10 protein-coding genes and 1 tRNA gene are annotated in these 16,994 nt (G+C 64.0%); 8 read left to right on the forward strand and 3 right to left on the reverse strand.

Annotated elements, in window-relative coordinates; genetic code table 11:
* The first annotated feature begins 101 nt into the window (after positions 1-101).
* The 3 genes from PKB_RS02565 (at position 102) to PKB_RS02575 (ending at position 3,379) form a co-directional block, all read left to right on the forward strand.
* The gene (locus tag PKB_RS02565; protein WP_043248792.1) at positions 102-1,391 is read left to right on the forward strand and encodes an NAD(P)/FAD-dependent oxidoreductase; all 1,290 of its coding nucleotides are present in this window, start codon (positions 102-104) and stop codon (positions 1,389-1,391) included.
* Positions 1,392-1,410: 19 nt separating this feature from the next.
* Positions 1,411-1,959 carry a helix-turn-helix domain-containing protein gene (locus PKB_RS02570; protein ID WP_043248794.1) on the forward strand — a complete coding sequence of 183 codons (549 nt, stop codon included), beginning with the start codon at positions 1,411-1,413 and terminating at the stop codon, positions 1,957-1,959.
* Positions 1,960-2,029: 70 nt separating this feature from the next.
* Positions 2,030-3,379, forward strand: coding sequence for a glutamine synthetase family protein (locus tag PKB_RS02575; RefSeq protein ID WP_043248795.1), 1,350 nt, complete (start codon positions 2,030-2,032; stop codon positions 3,377-3,379).
* A gap of 172 nt (positions 3,380-3,551) precedes the next feature.
* On the opposite strand, the gene PKB_RS02580 is transcribed toward PKB_RS02575, so the two are convergent.
* Positions 3,552-4,049 (reverse strand): BRO-N domain-containing protein, encoded by a 498-nt coding sequence (locus PKB_RS02580; protein WP_043248797.1) that lies wholly within the window; start codon positions 4,047-4,049, stop codon positions 3,552-3,554.
* Positions 4,050-4,554: 505 nt separating this feature from the next.
* On the opposite strand from PKB_RS02580, the gene PKB_RS02585 reads away from it, so the two are divergent.
* From PKB_RS02585 to PKB_RS02605, 5 genes are all read left to right on the forward strand, one after another.
* On the forward strand, positions 4,555-6,474 hold the full coding sequence (locus PKB_RS02585) for a type I restriction-modification system subunit M (protein WP_043248798.1): 1,920 nt from the start codon (positions 4,555-4,557) through the stop codon (positions 6,472-6,474).
* Positions 6,471-7,820: a restriction endonuclease subunit S gene (locus PKB_RS28915; protein WP_084166559.1), complete on the forward strand. Its 1,350-nt coding sequence runs from the start codon at positions 6,471-6,473 to the stop codon at positions 7,818-7,820. The genes PKB_RS02585 and PKB_RS28915 overlap by 4 nt, the downstream gene beginning before the upstream one ends.
* Complete coding sequence (locus PKB_RS02595; protein ID WP_043248800.1) at positions 7,817-8,752, forward strand: GIY-YIG nuclease family protein; 936 nt, start codon at positions 7,817-7,819, stop codon at positions 8,750-8,752. The genes PKB_RS28915 and PKB_RS02595 overlap by 4 nt, the downstream gene beginning before the upstream one ends.
* Positions 8,749-9,792 carry a PDDEXK nuclease domain-containing protein gene (locus PKB_RS02600; RefSeq protein ID WP_043248802.1) on the forward strand — a complete coding sequence of 348 codons (1,044 nt, stop codon included), beginning with the start codon at positions 8,749-8,751 and terminating at the stop codon, positions 9,790-9,792. Before PKB_RS02595 ends, PKB_RS02600 begins: the two co-directional genes overlap by 4 nt.
* Positions 9,793-9,858: 66 nt before the next feature.
* Positions 9,859-13,041, forward strand: a complete 3,183-nt coding sequence (locus tag PKB_RS02605; RefSeq protein WP_043248803.1) for a type I restriction endonuclease subunit R — start codon at positions 9,859-9,861, stop codon at positions 13,039-13,041.
* A 55-nt stretch (positions 13,042-13,096) separates the two neighbouring features.
* Here the strand turns inward: PKB_RS02605 and PKB_RS02610 are convergent.
* Both PKB_RS02610 and PKB_RS02615 read right to left on the reverse strand, forming a co-directional pair.
* A tRNA-Ile gene (locus PKB_RS02610) sits at positions 13,097-13,173 on the reverse strand.
* 16 nt (positions 13,174-13,189) lie between these two features.
* Positions 13,190-16,921: a bifunctional diguanylate cyclase/phosphodiesterase gene (locus PKB_RS02615; RefSeq protein WP_043248805.1), complete on the reverse strand. Its 3,732-nt coding sequence runs from the start codon at positions 16,919-16,921 to the stop codon at positions 13,190-13,192.
* Positions 16,922-16,994: the final 73 nt, after the last annotated feature.

Here is a 16,994-nt window from a genome sequence, read left to right on the forward strand (position 1 = left end):
GCGGTCGCCGCCAACGGCTAGATGAAATCTCGGGCTGGCTTCGTGAAATTCGTTGTGATATTTTTCATGAAAAATAGATACGACAATTTCACGAGGTCGCCATGTTCCTGCGTTCGAACCAGCCTGTCGGCACTTACTACGCCGCTGCCAATCCGGAGTTGCTGCAGCCCCGCGCACAACTGACGGACGCGCTGGAGTGCGAAGTGCTGGTGATCGGCGCCGGGTTCAGTGGCCTGCACACCGCGCTGCAGCTCGCCGAAGGCGGGCGCCAGGTGTGCGTGATCGAAGCCAGCCGCATCGCCTGGGCGGCGTCCGGGCGCAACGGCGGCCAGGCATTGCCCGGCTGGTCCAGCGACCTCGGCCCGATCGAGGACGACCTCGGCCATGAAGGCGCCCTGCGCTTGTGGCAAGGCATGCTCTGGGCCGCGCGCGAACTGCGCGACCTGCCGCAGCGCCACGGCTTCGACTGCGACTACCGCGTCGGCCACCTGTGGACCGCCGTGCTGCCGCGCCGCGTCGGCATGCTCGAAGCGTGGCAGGAAGAGGCCGCCAAGCGTTGGGGCTACGAAGGCCTGCAGATGATCTCCCGCGCCGAGCTGCCGCAGTGGGTCGCCAGCGACCGCTACCTCGCCGGCCTGTACGACCCGAACTCCGCGCACATCAACCCGCTGAAACTCGCCTACGGCCTCGCCGATGCGATCGAGAGGGCCGGCGGGCGCATCTTCGAACAAACCCGCGCGCTGCGTTACAGCGAGCAGGGCAATGGCTACCTCGTCGAAACCGAGCACGGCACCGTGCGCTGCTCCGCCCTGGTACTGGCCTGCAACGCCTACATCGACGGCCTGGATAAAGACGTCTCGGGGCGCATCCTGCCGGTCGGCACCTACCAGGTCGCCACCGCGCCGCTGGGGGCCGAGCTCGCGCACTCGTTGCTGCCGAAGAACTGCTGCGTCACCGACAACCAGTTCGTCCTCGACTACTTCCGCCTGACCCCTGACCACCGCCTGCTGTTCGGCGGCGGCTGCACCTACCTGGGCGGCCTGCCCAGCGACATCCGCGCCGCCACCCGGCCGTACCTCGAGCGGGTGTTCCCGCAGCTGCGTGGCGTGGAGCTGGAATACGCCTGGGGCGGGCACATCGACTGCAGCATGCGCCGCACGCCGGACGTCGGTCGCCGCGGCAATCTCTTCTGGCTGCAGGGCTATTCCGGCCATGGCGTACTGCCCAGCCTGGCCGCGGCCCGTGCGGTCAGCCAGGCGATGCTCGGTCGCGAAGAGGAACTTGATCTCTATCAACGCCTTAGCAATCCCGGCTTCCCCGGCGGTCAGCGATTTGCCGCGCCACTGGAAGCCATTGGAAAAGCCTGGTATCGGTTGCGGGACTTCTTCTGACCCGAGCCGGAATGCGCCTATGCAAGAACACGAAAACGAACACCTCGCGACCCTGATCCGCGACCTGCGCAAGCACAAGGGCCTGACCCTTGGCGCGCTGGCCGAGCGGATCGGTCGCTCGGTCGGCTTCCTCTCCCAGGTCGAGCGCGGCCTGTCGCGCCCGACCGTGGCCGACCTCACCGCCATCAGCGAAGCACTGGGTGTGCCGACCACCTATTTCTATGCCGGCGGCCCATCGCGCACGACCTCCTGGGTCACCCGCCCGGCCGACCGCCGCACGCTCTACTACGCCGGCGGCATCACCGACATCCTCGCTTCGCCGAGCATGTCCGGCGGCTTCTCGATGCTCGACAGCATCCTCGCGCCCGGCGCCACCAGCGGTGAAGACCACCTCAACGACAGCTCCGAGCAGGGCGGCTTCGTCCTCGAAGGCGAACTGACCCTCTGGTACCAGGACGAAACCGTCACCCTTTACCCAAACGACAGCTTCCAGCTGCCGCCGCACGCCAAGTTCCGCTACGGCAATCTCACCGACAAACCAACGAGGGTGCTCTGGATCTTCACCTGATTCCCTCGCAGGCCCTCGCGGCCTGCCGGGTGAACGCTCCGGCCGCGCCTGACACACAGGCAACTACAAGATGAACCGCCAAACCTTCCCCGATCTGCTCAGCGAAGTTCGCGCCTTCCGCGCCCAGTACCCGGAGGTCCGCTACGTCGACCTGATCTGCCTGGACATCCCCGGGCACTTCTACGGCAAGCGCTACCCGGTCGACATGCTCGAGAAAGTCGCCGCCGGCAGCCCGCTGAAGCTGCCGCAGAACTGCGTCCTGCTGGGCGTGCAGGGCGGCCTGCACCCGATCGGCGACTACTGCTTCAACGACGGCGATCCGGACGCCCCGCGCCGCCTGGTGCCCGGCAGCCTCAAGCCGGTGCGCTGGGAGAACCAGCCGCTGGGCCAGATGCTGATCACCTCCGACGGCACCGAGGCGCCCATCGAGTTCGAGCCGCGCGAAGTGCTGGCCCGCGTGCTGAAGCGCCTGGAAGGCAAGGGCATCCGCCCGGTAGTGGCGTTCGAGCTGGAGTTCTACCTGTTCGACAAGAAGCTCAAGGACGGCCTGCCGCAGTACCCGCGCGACCCGCTGTGCGACGACGAAGACGACCAACCGAACATGCACATCGAGCGCCTGTCGCGCTTCTCCGACGTGCTCCATGAAGTGGTCGAAGCCGCCCGCGAGCAAGGCGTGGACGCCAACGTCATCACCGCCGAAATCGGCCCGGGCCAGTTCGAGATCAACTTCGCCCACTGCGAAGACGGCCTGCACGCCGCCGACCAGGCCGCGCTGTTTACCCGCGCCACCCGCGGCGTTGCGCTCAAGCACGGCCACCGCGCCAGCTTCATGAGCAAGCCCTACCTGCACGCGCCGGGCAGCGGCATGCACGTGCACGTCAGCCTGTACGACCGCGAAGGCAAGAACCTGCTCGACGGCGACAACCAGCGCCCGCTGCGCCACGCGGTGGCCGGCTGCCTGGAACTGCTGCCGCACTGCATGCCGATCTTTGCCGCCAACCACAACGCCTACCGCCGCTACGGCTCCCGCGTGAACGCCGCGAGCAAGGCCAGCTGGGGCTTCGAAGACCGCGACGCGTGCATCCGCATCCCGGAATCCGACGGCAAGAACCTGCGCATCGAACACCGCCTCGCCGGCGCCGACGCCAACCCCTACCTGGTCCTGGCCGCCATCCTCACCGGCATGGAACACGGCCTGGAAGCCGGCAAGGAGCCGATCCCGTCGCTCAACGAAGATCGCGAAAGCGGCATCGAATTCCCCCGCGACATGCTCGGCGCGGTGGCCGCGATGGAAAACCACCCGGTGGTGAAGGACGGCCTGGGCAGCGAGTTCGTCTTCGTCTACTGCGAGAACAAGCGCCACGACCACCTGGACTTCATGAACGAAGTCAGCGCCCGCGAGTACCGCTGGTTCCTCTAAGGCGCCACACCCTGTAGGAGCGAGGGGGCGCCTAGCGCTTGCTCGCGAACCCAGCCCCGCAGCGGGGCCAGGTTCGCGAGCTTCGTAGGATGGGTTGAGGCACGAAACCCATGCGGCATCCGTCCGCCCCCGCAGCATGCCCCACCCCGTAGGGCGCCTAACCGCAAGGCGGTTAGGCGCCGTTGCGGAACAACTCCGACTCGATCACCCCCACCGCATCTGTCAGGCGTCCCCACAGCTCGCCCTGCCACTCCAACACGGTCGTGTGGCGCCAAAGCACCGCGCCGAGACGCCGGCGCGGCAATGCCGGATCGTCCAGCTCCGCATCGCGCAGCACCGGCACCACCTCATTGGTCAGCCATTGCCGCAGCTCGCGGTTCTCCGGGTGATAGAGCTGCACCACCAGCAGCATGTAGACCCCGCTCTCGCTGATCAGCAGCTCCTTCTCCGGCTGGCCGCTGCCATTGAGCAGCACCACCTTGCGCGTCTGGTCCCGGTCCAGCTTGTTGGTGATCCGCTCGTTGAGCGTGCTGTTGGTCAGCCGCGCCAAATCCGCGGCGACGAACCACGCCTGGCGATCGATCAGCACCGCCCGCAGTTGCCGGTGGTTACGCACGAAAGCCATGGGCTTGAGAACGGATTCGGAAGAAGGGGAAGGGATGAAACTCATGCTGTAGCTCCTTGCTGTTTTCAAGAAGCCGCCACCGTAAGACCGGGAGGGGAGGCGGACCGTGCAAGGGTGGAAAACCGGGATCAACGGAACGAAAGACCGGCCGGGCCGAAGCCCGCCTCGCACGGTCCGCCATAGACTGCCAGGGCGAATCCGACACACCGTGCCTAAAACGCTCTGCTATGGCGTAGTTCCGTCAAATCACAGGTTTCCACACCTGACCCCGGCAAAACCGAGGCGGCCGAAACCTTACGCAGAGGGTTTGTAGGACGGCAACGCAGTCGCAGTGTAGGACTTTTCCCAATCTCGCCCGAATGAGTATTTGGCTCATCCGGTGAGCCGAATAAATCGGCTATTCGGCTCACTCAAGCTCCAGCAGGGCACACAAACCCCATGCCGACTGGCCCGCAGGCGCCCAAGCGTTTAAGGTTCGCCATCGATCAAGACACCCCGCAGGGATGCAGCGCCTACGCCGCCTTCCTGCGCCCGAGGAAGGAACAACCCCGTGAACCAGCAAAACCTCGCCGACTTCATCTGGAACGTGGCCGACGCGCTGCGCGGCGACTTCAAGCAGTCCGAGTACGGCCGCATCATCCTGCCCTTCACCGTGCTGCGCCGCCTGGAATGCGTGCTGGAACCCACCCGCGCGCAGGTTCGCACCCAATACCAGGCGCTCAAGGCCACCAGCGTGGACCTCGATCTGATTCTGCCGACCACAGCGGGCGCCAAGTTCTACAACGTCTCCGACTACGCCCTCGACAGCGTCGGCTCCACCAGCACCCGTGCCAACCTGCAGGACTACATCGCCAAGTTCTCCGCCAACGCCCGCCAGGTGTTCGAGCACTTCGCCTTCGACGGCTGGCTGGAGAAGCTGGAGAAAGCCAACCTGCTCTACCTGGTGACGCAGAAGTTCGCCGCCATCGACCTGCACCCCAATGTCATCAGCAACCACGAAATGGGCCTGGTGTTCGAACACCTGATCCGCAAGTTCGCCGAATCCGCCAACGACACCGCAGGGGAGTTCTTCACCCCGCGCGACGTGGTGCGCCTGGCTACCACCCTGGTGTTTGCGCCGGATCACCAAGCGCTCAACGGCGAAGGCGTGGTGCGCACTATTTATGACTGCGCGGCCGGCACTGGCGGCTTCCTGTCCTCGGCCATCGAGCAGGTGAGCGAATGGAACCCCAATGCCCGCCTGATTCCGCACGCCCAGGAACTGAACCCGGAAACCTACGCCATCTCCGTGGCGGACAAGCTGATCCAGGGCTTCGATACCAAGAACATCAAGCTCGGCAACACCCTCTCCAACGACCAACTGCCCGGCGAACACTTCGACTACTGCCTGGCTAACCCGCCGTTCGGCGTGAAGTGGGAGAAGGTGCAGAAGCAGGTGCAGGACGAGCACAGCCAGCAAGGCTACGCCGGCCGCTTCGGCCCCGGCCTGCCGCGCGTGGGCGACGGTTCGCTGCTGTTCCTCATGCACCTGCTGTCCAAGCGCAAGCCGGTGGAACTGGGTGGCACGCGCATCGGCATCGTCCTGTCCGGCTCGCCGCTGTTCAACGGCGGCGCCGGCTCGGGCGAATCGGAAATCCGCCGCTGGATTCTGGAGAACGACTGGCTGGAGGCGATCATCGCCCTGCCCACTGACCTCTTCTACAACACCGGCATCGGCACCTACATCTGGGTGCTCTCCAACCACAAGGACGCGCTGCGCAAAGGCAAGGTCCAACTGATCGACGCCACCGCCCAGCACGCGCCCATGCGCAAGAGCCTGGGCAGCAAGCGCAAGTACCTCTCCGAGGAACAGATCACCGAGATCGCCAAGTTGCACGAGGCGTTCGAGGAAGGCCCGACCAGCAAGGTCTTCGCCACTACCGACTTCGGCTACCGCCGCATCACCGTCGAACGCCCGCTGCGCCTGCGCTTCTCCGTCACCCCGGAAAAGCTCGCGGCCTACCAGAACACCAAAGGCGCTGACCAGGCCGAAGCCTTCGCCCAGGTACAGGGCGCCTTCGACAACCTGCCGGCCTTCCTCAAGGCGGCGGGCATCAAGAAACTCTCCAAAGGCGCACAAAAGGCCGCGCTGGCCTGCTTCGGCGAGCGCGACCCGGAAGCCCAGCCGGTGCTGGACGAAAAGGGCAACCCGCAGGCCGACGCCGACCTGCGCGAGTTCGAAAACGTGCCGCTGAACGAGTCCATCGACGCCTACTTCGCCCGCGAAGTCCTGCCCCACGTACCGGATGCCTGGATCGACACCGGCAAGACCGACGCGAAGGACGGCCAGGTCGGCATCGTCGGCTACGAGATCAACTTCAACCGCTACTTCTACGTCTACCAGCCGCCACGCGCGCTGGCCGAGATCGATGCCGACCTGAAAGCCGTGGAGGCCGAGATCGCCGCGCTGCTGGGTGAGGTGACGGCATGAGCCATTACAAGCCTTATCCGGCTTATAAGGATTCGGGGGTGGAGTGGTTGGGGAGAGTGCCGGAGCATTGGGGCCTTCGTCGGCTCAAGCACATGGCGAGATTTAGCGGAGGTGGTACTCCCAGTCGTGACAACGCGGATTTCTGGAATGGGAATATCCCTTGGGTGTCGCCCAAGGACATGAAGGCTGAAGTGATTTCTGGTGCTGAAGAAGCAATTACCCCTAAGGGTTTGGCGGGAAGTAGCTCTTCGCTAGTGTCGGCGGGGCACGTGCTAATGGTTGTGCGTTCGGGGATTCTCAAACACACAATCCCGGTTGCCATTAATGATGTTCCTGTGGCGCTTAATCAGGACATGAAAGCAATTCGTCTCGACTCAAATTATCTGACCGAGCGCTTCTTTATGCGTTGGGTTCAGGGGCTCAATGATGAACTTCTTAAGGACTGGCTCAAGCAAGGAGCGACAGTCGAGAGCATTGAGCAGGAATACCTCGCCAATAGCTGGATAGTGGTTCCTCCGGGCGCAGAGCGAGAGCGAATCCTTAAGGTCCTCGATCGCGAAACAGCCCGCATCGACGCGCTGATCGAAAAGAAAACCCGCTTTATCGAACTGCTGCGCGAAAAGCGCCAGGCGCTGATCACCCATGCCGTCACCAAGGGGCTCGACCCCAACGTGAAGATGAAAAACTCCGGCGTGGAGTGGCTGGGGGAGGTGCCGGAGCATTGGGTGGTTAAACGATTTCGCGATATCTGTCTCAGCATTTCCACAGGGCCATTTGGCACAGCACTGGGGAATGAGGACTATGTGACGGGCGGGGTTCCAGTGATCAATCCGTCGCACATCGTGGATGAACATTGCTGTCCCGATCCCGATATCACGGTATCTGCCGAAACTGCTGAACGGCTTAGCTTCTGGGCAATGCGTACGGGAGATTTGGTTACCGCGCGTCGTGGCGAGCTTGGCCGTGCTGCAGTTATTTGTGACGAGCAAAATGGCTGGATCTGCGGCACAGGTTCTTTGCGCGTGCGTCCGAACCCTGGCCAGGCAATCGTTGGATATCTCCACACTGTGCTGCAGTCTCGCTATGCACGCGAATGGCTAAATCTCGCCTCAGTCGGCGCAACAATGGCGAACCTTAACGAGGGGATCTTGGGTAGCCTCCCATTGGTGCTTCCTCCATCAACTGCTGAGCAAGAAAAACTCTTGGCATTGCTGGAGGTTCAGAGTGTCCGTCTTAGCAAAATTGAACAAAGGGCAGCGGACAGCGTGGCGCTTCTCAAAGAACGCCGCTCCGCCCTGATCACCGCCGCGGTCACCGGCCAGATCGACCTGAGGGAAAGCGCATGAGCCAGGGCCGCAGCATTCGCCTGTTCCTCGTCGACGGCACGCCCAACGGCCTGCTCACCGCCGAGATCATGAACTGGACCGGCCATGTGCTGACCGGCCCGCGCAGCAAACTCGCCGAGCTGGTGCAGCGCCCCGAGTGCGCGCGCACTGGCGTGTACTTCCTGATCGGCCCCGACCCGGACGACAGCCTGCGCACCCGCGTATATGTGGGTGAGTCCGACGACGTGGCCCAGCGCCTCAAGCAGCACAACCGCCCCGAAGAGCAGGGCGGCAAGGACTTCTGGGAGCGCGTGTGCCTGGTCACCAGCAAGGACCAGAACCTCACCAAGGCCCACGTGAAGTACCTGGAAAGCAAGCTGATCGACATCGCCACCGGCGCCGGCCGCTGCCTGCTGGCCAACGGCACCGCCCACGAATACGCCGGCCTGCCGGAGTCCGACCGGGCCGACATGGCGTACTTCCTGGAGCAGATCCGCACCGTGCTGCCGGTGCTGGGCTTCGACTTCCTGCGCGAACTGACCAAGCCCTCCAGCCTCGCCACGGCGCCGGCCGAACAGCCGGTCAGCCGGTCGCCGCGCTTCGTGCTGGATATCCCCAAGAGCAAGGCGCGCGCCCTGGCCGAGGAAGTCGACGGCGAATTCTTCGTGCTCAAGGGCTCCAAGGCCCGGGCCGAGTGGGTAGGCGCCCAAGGCGGCTATCAAGGCATGTTCAAGCAACTGGTGGTTGAGGGCATGCTGGTTCCCGATGGCAATGGACACTTGTCGTTCAGCAATGACTACGCCTTCAACAGCCCCAGTGCCGCAGCAGCGGTGGTTTGTGGCCGGTCAGCCAACGGCCGCACCACTTGGCTGGTGGAAGGCTCCGGCCAGACGTACGCTGCCTGGCAGGATCAACGCTTGAACACAGTCACCCCCCTGGCGGAGGACGCATGACCCCCATCTCAGCAGATACCGCTCTGCAGCCCCTGCTGGGCAGCCTTGCCGAGCTGATCCGCCAGGCCCGGCAACAGGCTGTCCGGGCGGTGGATGTGATTCAGGTAAAAACCTGCTGGGAAATCGGCCGGCACATCGTCGAGGTCGAGCAGGGCGGTGAAGCGCGTGCGGCCTATGGCAAGAAGCTGCTGCCAACGCTCGCCGAAAGGCTCAGGGCCGAGTTTGGCAAGGGCTTCGATGAGCGCAACTTGCGGCATATGCGTGCCTTCTACCAGGCCTTCCCCATTTGGAACGCACTGCGTACCGAATTGAGCTGGACCCACTACCGCACCCTGCTCAAGGTGGACAGCGACAGCGCCCGCCAGTGGTACATGAACGAGGCTGTGACGCAGAACTGGAGCACCCGCGCGCTGGAGCGGCAGATTGGCACGCTGTATTACGAACGCCTGCTGGCCAGCCAGGATCGTGCGGCCGTCGAGCAGGAAGCTGCCAGCAACCTGCAGGCGCTAGGCAAGAGCCCGCGCGAATTTGTGCGCGACCCGGTGCTGCTGGAGTTTCTCGGGTTGCCCAATGCCGGCGCCTTGCTGGAAAGCCAACTGGAGCAGGCGCTGATCGACCAGCTGCAGGGGTTTCTGCTGGAGCTGGGCAAGGGCTTTGCCTTCGTCGGTCGGCAGCAGCGTATCAGCACCGAGAGCAAGGACTTCTATGTCGACCTGGTCTTCTACAACTACTTGCTCAAGTGCTTCGTGATCTTCGATCTCAAGCGCGGCGAGCTGACCCATCAGGACATTGGCCAGATGGACATGTACGTGCGCATGTACGACGACCTCAAGCGCGGCCCGGACGACAACCCGACCGTGGGCATCATCCTTTGCGCGCAGAAGGATGCGTCGATCGTGCGTTACTCGGTGCTCAATGGCAGCGAGCAACTGTTCGCCAGCAAGTACAAACTGGTGCTGCCCACCGAGGAAGAGCTGAGGGCCGAGCTGGACCGCGAGCGAGCCTTGCTGACAGAGCAGGGCGCCGCGCGGGATGACTGACCAGTACGGCGGCCCGAATCCGGGCGCTGTCTTGAATTGAAAGTTTGATAGGGAAGCAGGGAACGCATGAGCCACATCCACCACGAATGCGAACTGGAACGCCACATCGTCGAGCAGCTTGCCGCGGCCGGTTGGCTCGTCGGCAAGTCTGCGGATTACGACGCCGCTCGGGCGCTGTACCCCGAGGATGTGCTCGGCTGGCTGGAGGACAGCCAACCGCAGGCCATGGCCAAGCTGCAGGCGATGAATGGCGCCGGCACCTCGCAGGTGGTGCTGGATCGCCTGGTCAAGCAATTGGAGAACAAGACCGAGGGTGGCACGGTGAATGTGCTGCGCTACGGCTTTGCCGTGGCGGGCGGCGGTACGCTCGCCATGAGCCAGGCGATGCCCGAGGACGAGCGTAACGAGACGGTGATCCAGCGCTACGCGGCGAACCGCCTGCGCGTGGTGCCGCAGCTGCGCTACTCGCTCGACAAGGCCGATGAGATCGACCTGGCCTTCTTCATCAATGGCATTCCCGTGGCGACCGTCGAGTTGAAGACGGACTTCACCCAGTCGGTGCAGGCTGCCATGCAGCAGTGCCGCATGGACCGCCGCCCCGAGCGCAAGAGCGGCGGCACCGAGCCGCTGCTGACCTTCAAGCGCGGCGCGGTCGTGCATTTCGCCATGAGTGACAGCGATATCCGCATGACCACCAAGCTGGCCGGCGATTCGACCTTCTTCCTGCCGTTCAACCGGGGCAACGATGGTGCTGCCGGCAACCCGCTGGGCGACAACGGCGCCTATCCGGTGAGCTACTTCTGGGAGCGCGTGCTGCAGAAGGGCAACTGGCTGCACATCTTCCACCGCTTCGTGCTGCAGGAGCGCAAGGAAGCCCAGGATGTGAACGGCAAGACCTACTTCAAGGAAGGCCTGATCTTCCCGCGCTTCCACCAGTGGGAAGGCGTGACCCGGATGATCGATGCCGTTCGCCTGGAGGGTGTCGGGCAACCCTATCTGATCCAGCACAGCGCCGGCTCCGGCAAGACCAACACCATCGCCTGGACAGCCCATTCGCTGATCCGCGTGCGCCAGCCCAATGGCGAGCCGTTCTTCCATAGCGTGATCGTGGTGACCGACCGCCAGGTGCTGGACCAGCAGCTGCAGGACGCCATCCAGCAGATCGAGCACCAGGCTGGCGTGGTGTGCGCCATCGACCGGCAGCAGTCGAGCCTGCCCAAGAGCCAGCAATTGGCCAAGGCGATGCTGGAAGGCGTGCCGATCATCGTCTGCACCCTGCAGACCTTCCCGTATGCGCAGAAGGCCATCCTGGGCGAGCAGAGCCTGCGGGATCGCCGCTTTGCCATCATCATCGACGAGGCGCACAGCTCCACCGGTGGCAGCACCGCCGACGACCTGCGCTATGTGCTGACCGGGCAGAGCGAGGAGGAGTGGGAGAAGCTGTCCAAGGAGGAGCGGCTGTCTGTTTGGCAGAACTCGCGCAGCCGGCCGGGTAATGCCAGTTACTTCGCCTTCACCGCTACGCCCAAGCATTCGACGCTGAGTTTGTTCGGTCGCCCGCGTAATCCGGCCCTGCTGGTGAGCCAGGAAAACCCGCCGGCTCCGTTCCACCTCTACACCATGCAGCAGGCGATCGAGGAGGGCTTCATTCTCGACGTGCTGCTCAATTACACGAGCTACCAGGCGGCCTTCAAGATCGGCAGCGAGTTGGCGGACGACAAGCGCGTCGATGAGAAGAGCGCACGGCGCAAGCTGGCCAAGTGGCTTTCGCTCAACCCGGTGAACGTGGGGCAGAAGGTCGAGCTGATCGTCGAGCACTTCCGCAAGAACGTGGCGCACCTGCTCGGCGGCCAGGCCAAGGCGATGGTGGTCACCAGCTCTCGCGCGGCGGCGGTGAAGTACCACCTGGCGCTGGAGGATTTCTGCAAGCGCAAGGGCTACGACAACGTGCGGGCGATGGTGGCGTTTTCCGGCGAGGTGCCGAACGCGGAGGTCGAGGAAGCCAGTCTGCCGGCCGACCACCAGTTCAGCGAAACCAACCTGAACCCCGGCCTGAACGGCCGCGACATGCGCAAAGTGTTCGACACCCCGGACTACCGGGTGATGATCGTGGCCAACAAGTACCAGACCGGTTTCGACCAGCCCAAGCTGGTGGCCATGTACCTGGACAAGAAGATCTCCGGCGTGGAGGCGGTGCAGACCCTCTCCCGGCTGAATCGAACCTTCCCAGGCAAGGACAAGACCTTCGTCATCGATTTCGCCAATGAGGCGAAGGAGATCCTGGCGGCCTTCAAGACCTTCTACCGCGACGCACAGATGGCGGATATCCAGGACCCGAACATCGTCTACGACATCAAGCAGCGCCTGGACGGCATGTTCATCTACGAGCAGGGCGAGGTAGAGGCTTTCGGTAATGCCATCGTTGACCTGAACGTCACCCACCAGAAGCTCTACGCACTGACCCAACCCGCTACTGACCGCTTCAACGGCAAGCTGAAAACCCTCAACGATGCCATTGACCTCTGGGAGAAGGCCTGGGAGAAGGCGCATGACGAGGGTAGCGAGAAGGACATGGAGTACGCCGACGCCCAACGATCGGAATACTGCAAGGCGCGCGACGAGCTGATGATCTTCAGCGAGAGCCTCTCCAAGTTCGTGCGGAGCTACGAGTACATCGCCCAACTGGTCGAGTTTGGCGACCCGACCCTGGAAGCCTTTGCCAGTTACGCTCGCCTGCTGCGCAAGCGCCTGAAAGGCATCACGCCCGAGCAGGTTGACCTGGGCGATCTCAAGCTCAGCCACTACAAGCTCAAGAAGGGCGACAACCTCAGTGGTGTCGCAGTCCTGGCGGAAACGCCCGGCCTGTACGGCATCACCGACAGCGGCCTGCGCGATGCCCGCGACCGCGAGAAGAAGTATCTCGCGGAGCTGATTGAGAAGCTCAACAACGCGTTCGGCAAGGACATTACCGATACCGATCAGGTGAGCCTGGCGCTGCAGGTATCCGAACACTTGCGCACGGATGGCGTCGTGATGGCTCAGGTGAAGAACAACAACCTGGAGCAGGCTAAGAAGGCTGACTTCCCGTTGAAGGCTATTCAGATCATTACGAGTGCCATGAGCAGTCACACCGCCATGGCAACCAAGTTGCTCAGCGATGAGTCTGCTCGCGATGTGTTCCTGACGGTGATCTATGAGCTGCTGAAGAATGACTCTGGAGCGGAGTTGCTTGCTGCTACCAGAAAATAGGAACGGTTAGAAACGCAAAAGCCGCGCAATGCGCGGCTTTCGTGTATCTGGAAGGTGGTGGGCCCACACGGACTCGAACCGTGGACCAAAGGATTATGAGTCCTCTGCTCTAACCGACTGAGCTATAGGCCCCCAGAAGGCCGGCGGATTATACCGGCGTCGTCTGCGGGGCGCCAATCGGATGCAGCGGAGTCAGGAATCTTGCGGCGAATTGGTCGGCGGGCAGGGGCGGGCTCAGGGCGTAGCCCTGGACGTGGTCGCAACCTTCGCTGGCGAGGAATTGCTCCTGCTCCTCGCGCTCGACGCCTTCGGCGATCACCGTCAGGCCCATGCTGCGGCCCAAGGCGATGATGGCTCGGGTAATCGCCGCGTCCTGGGCATCTTCGGGGAGGCCGTGGATGAAGGACTGGTCGATCTTCAGGATGTCCAGCGGCAGTCGCTTGAGGTAGCTGAGCGAGGAATAGCCGGTGCCGAAGTCGTCGATCGCCAGTTGCACGCCCAGGCCCTTGAGGGCGTGGAGGGTGATCAGGGCTTCTTCGGTCTGGTGCATCAGGAAGTTCTCGGTGATCTCCAGTTGCAGCCGGGGCGCGTGCAGGTTGAAGCGCTGCAGCAGTTCGCGCACCTGTTCCACCAGGTCCACCTGGTGCAGCTGGGCGCCGGCGAGGTTCACCGAGAGCGGGCCGAAGGCGGCGTGGCTTTGCTGCCAGCGGCTCATTTGCCGGCAGGCTTCTTCCAGCACCCAGGTGCCCAGCGGCAGGATCAGCCCGGTTTCCTCGGCGAGGGGGATGAAGCGGTCCGGCGGGATGCTGCCCAGCTGCGGGTGGTGCCAGCGGATCAGGGCTTCGGCGCCGACCAGCGAGCCGTCGAGCAGCGATTGCTTGGGCTGGTAGTAGAGCTGCAGCTGGAGGGTTTCGAGGGCGCGGCGCAGTTCGTTTTCCAGGGCGACGCGCTCGGTGGCCTGGAAGGTCAGTTCGCGGGTGTAGAACTCGGTGCGGTTGCGGCCCTGGGCCTTGGCCCGGTACATGGCGGCGTCGGCATTCTTCACCAGGGTGGCGACGTCCCGGCCGTCGCCGGGGTACAGGCTGATGCCGATGCTGGCGCTGACGAAGAACTCCTGGTTGTTGGCCTGGTACGGTTTGCCGAAGCACTGCAGGAGCTTGTTCGCCACCAGCTCCGCGTCGCGCGGCTGGTGCAGGCCGGGAAGCAGGATGATGAATTCGTCGCCGCCCAGGCGTGCCACTGTGTCGACGTCGCGCAGTTGTTCGCGCAGGCGTTGGGCGATGGACTTGAGCAGCTGGTCGCCGACCGGGTGGCCCAGGCTGTCGTTGATGTGCTTGAAGCGGTCCAGGTCGAGGAAGAGCACGGCGCCTTGCTGGTGTTCTTCCTGCGCCTCCTTGAGCGCCGTGGTCAGGCGGGCCTCGAACAGCAGGCGGTTGGGCAGGCCGGTGAGCGGGTCGTGGTGGGCCTGGTAGTCGAGGCGGGCCTGGGCGTACTTGAGCGTGGAAATATCGGCGAAGACGCCAACGTAGTGGCTGATCTCGCCCTGGCCGTCCCGGACCGCGCTGATGGTCAGCCATTCGGGGTAAAGCTCGCCGCTCTTACGCCGGTTCCAGATCTCGCCCTGCCAATGCCCTTCGGCGTTGAGGTGGTGCCAGAGGGCCAGGTAGAAACTGCTGTCGTGCTGGCCGGAAGCGAGCAGGCGGGGCGACTGGCCGAGCACTTCGTCTTCGCCGTAGCCGGTGATTTCGCTGAACGCGCGGTTGACCGCGATCATGCGCTGGCTCGCGTCGGTGATCATCACGCCTTCGGCGGTGCTTTCGAACACGGTGGCGGCCAGGGTGAGCTTTTCCTGCATCTGCTGGCGTTCTGTGATGTCGCGGGCGATGGTCAGCAGGCAGTCGTCTTCGCCGATGACAATGTGGTGCGCTGAAAGCTCGCAGAGCCGTGCGGCGCCCTCGCGGGTGCGGATGAACGCGGTGAAGCCCTGCACGGACGAGCGCTCGACCAGTAGTTGCAGCAGGCGCCGACGGTCCGCCGGATTGGCCCAGAGGCCCAGTTCGAGGGTCGAGCGGTCGTTGGCTTCGTCGCGGTTGTAGCCGGTGATGCGGGTGAAGCCTTCGTTGGCTTCCAGCAGCATGCCATCGCGGATTCGGGTGATGAGCATGCCGTCGGGCGAGGCGTGGAAGGCCTTGGCGAACTTCTCTTCGGAGGTGCGCAGCTGTTCCTGGGTGGCCTTGAGCTGGGAGATGTCGCGGACCACCACGACCAGTGCGGGGGTGTCGTCCAGGGCGATCTGCTGGGCCGAGAGCAGGGCGGTGAAATGGCTACCGTCGCGGCGATGCAGGGTGGTCTCGATGTTGTTGAGGTTCTCGCCCTGCAGGCGCGCGAGCATGCGCGGGCCCATGCCCGGTTCGCCCCAGATGTTCAGTTTCGTGGCGGTGCTGCCGAGGGCTTCACTGGCGGGAATGCCGACCTGTTGCTCGAAGGTGCTGTTCACCGCCAGCAGGCGGCCGTCGATGCGCCGGGCGAGGACGATGATGTCGGGGCAGTGGTGAAAGACCGAGGCGAATTTCTGTTCGGACAGGCGCAGCGCCTGCTCGGTGCGCTTGGTTTCGGTGATGTCGACCATCAGGCCGCGCAGGATGAGTTCTTCGCCGTGGTGGATCAGGGTGATGATGTCGCGAATCCACACCACTCGGCCGTCGGCCGCGAGCATGCGGTAGTCCATGCTGTGGTTGCGCCCGGCGCGGCTCTCGGAGAGGCAGTAGCTCATCGCCTGCTCTGCGTCGTCGGGGTGCAACGTGCGTTGCCAGAAGCCCGGCTTCAGCCATTCACTCAACGGATAGCCGAGCAGCGCCTGGGCGTGTGGCGAGACGTAGGTGAAGCGGTTCTCCGACAGGCGCATTTCCCAGGCGATGGCGGTCATGCTTTCGACCAGGCCACGGTAGTGCTGCTCGCTGTCGCGCAGGGCCTGTTCGAGCTTTTCCCGGCGCGCCACTTCGCCGCGCAGGCGGCGGTTCATGGCCACCAGCATGGTGACGATGGCGATGCCGAGAAGCAGGGCCGGTATGCCGAATTTGAGGATCTGGCCCCAGTCGGTGCGGTTGTCGACCAGGCCGCCGACCCAGGGCGTTTGCAGGGCTTCGATCTCGTCGCGGCTGAGGTCGGCAAGCACCTTGTCGAGGATGCCGCTGAGGATCGCCTCGTCATGCGGTACGGCCATGGCAAGCTGATAGCGGTAAGGCGTTTCGCCGCTCACCAGAATGCCTTCGATCTTCAGTTGTCGCAGACTCCAGACGCTGGAGGCGAAGTCGCCCACGAAGGCGTCGACCTGTCCGGTGGCCAGCGCCTGCAGGGCGGCGGGGACGTTGGGCAAGGGCTGCAGATTGAGGTCCGGGTGATTGGCGATCAGCAGTTCGTGGGAGGCGTAGTGGTCGACCACGCCGACCTTGAGTCCGTACAACTGCTTCAGGTTGCTCGGACTGGGCCCGTTCTTGCGGCTGAGGATGACGATCGGGAAGTCCAGATAAGGACGGGTGAAGCTGAGGTATTCGCTGCGTTCGGGCGTGGACATCACGCCGGGCAGCAGGTCGACCTGGTCGTGCCGGGCCTTGTCCAGCACCTCGGCCCAGCTATGCGATTCGGTGGGGATCAGCTGGATCTGCAGGCGCTCGCCGAGGATCTTGACGTAACTGGCCGCCAGGCCCTGGTAGCGGCCCTGGTCGTCGCGAAATTCGAAGGGTGGCCAGGAGGCGTCGACGCCAAGGCGTAGCTGCGGATGCTGCTTGAGCCAGGCCTGCTCATCGGCGCTGAGGGTAAAGGCGTCCGCCTGCGCGACCCAGCACGCAAAGCACAACAAGACTGCCTGCAGACGCGGCATAGCGGGGCCTCGGTCAAGGGAGTATTGGCGAAGTGTAGTCGCGCCCCCGTGCCTGCTGGAACCCCAAAGAAAA

This window comes from Pseudomonas knackmussii B13, from assembly GCF_000689415.1.
GTDB lineage: Bacteria > Pseudomonadota > Gammaproteobacteria > Pseudomonadales > Pseudomonadaceae > Pseudomonas > Pseudomonas knackmussii.

Excerpts from the sequence above, each read along its gene's own strand:
- PKB_RS02565 (WP_043248792.1), top strand. The coding sequence starts at position 102 with ATGTTCCTGCGTTCGAACCAGCCTGTCGGCACTTACTACGCCGCTGCC.
- PKB_RS02570 (WP_043248794.1), top strand. The coding sequence starts at position 1,411 with ATGCAAGAACACGAAAACGAACACCTCGCGACCCTGATCCGCGACCTG.
- PKB_RS02575 (WP_043248795.1), top strand. The coding sequence starts at position 2,030 with ATGAACCGCCAAACCTTCCCCGATCTGCTCAGCGAAGTTCGCGCCTTC.
- PKB_RS02580 (WP_043248797.1), bottom strand. The coding sequence starts at position 4,049 with ATGAGTTTCATCCCTTCCCCTTCTTCCGAATCCGTTCTCAAGCCCATG.
- PKB_RS28915 (WP_084166559.1), top strand. The coding sequence starts at position 6,471 with ATGAGCCATTACAAGCCTTATCCGGCTTATAAGGATTCGGGGGTGGAG.
- PKB_RS02595 (WP_043248800.1), top strand. The coding sequence starts at position 7,817 with ATGAGCCAGGGCCGCAGCATTCGCCTGTTCCTCGTCGACGGCACGCCC.
- PKB_RS02600 (WP_043248802.1), top strand. The coding sequence starts at position 8,749 with ATGACCCCCATCTCAGCAGATACCGCTCTGCAGCCCCTGCTGGGCAGC.
- PKB_RS02605 (WP_043248803.1), top strand. The coding sequence starts at position 9,859 with ATGAGCCACATCCACCACGAATGCGAACTGGAACGCCACATCGTCGAG.
- PKB_RS02615 (WP_043248805.1), bottom strand. The coding sequence starts at position 16,921 with ATGCCGCGTCTGCAGGCAGTCTTGTTGTGCTTTGCGTGCTGGGTCGCG.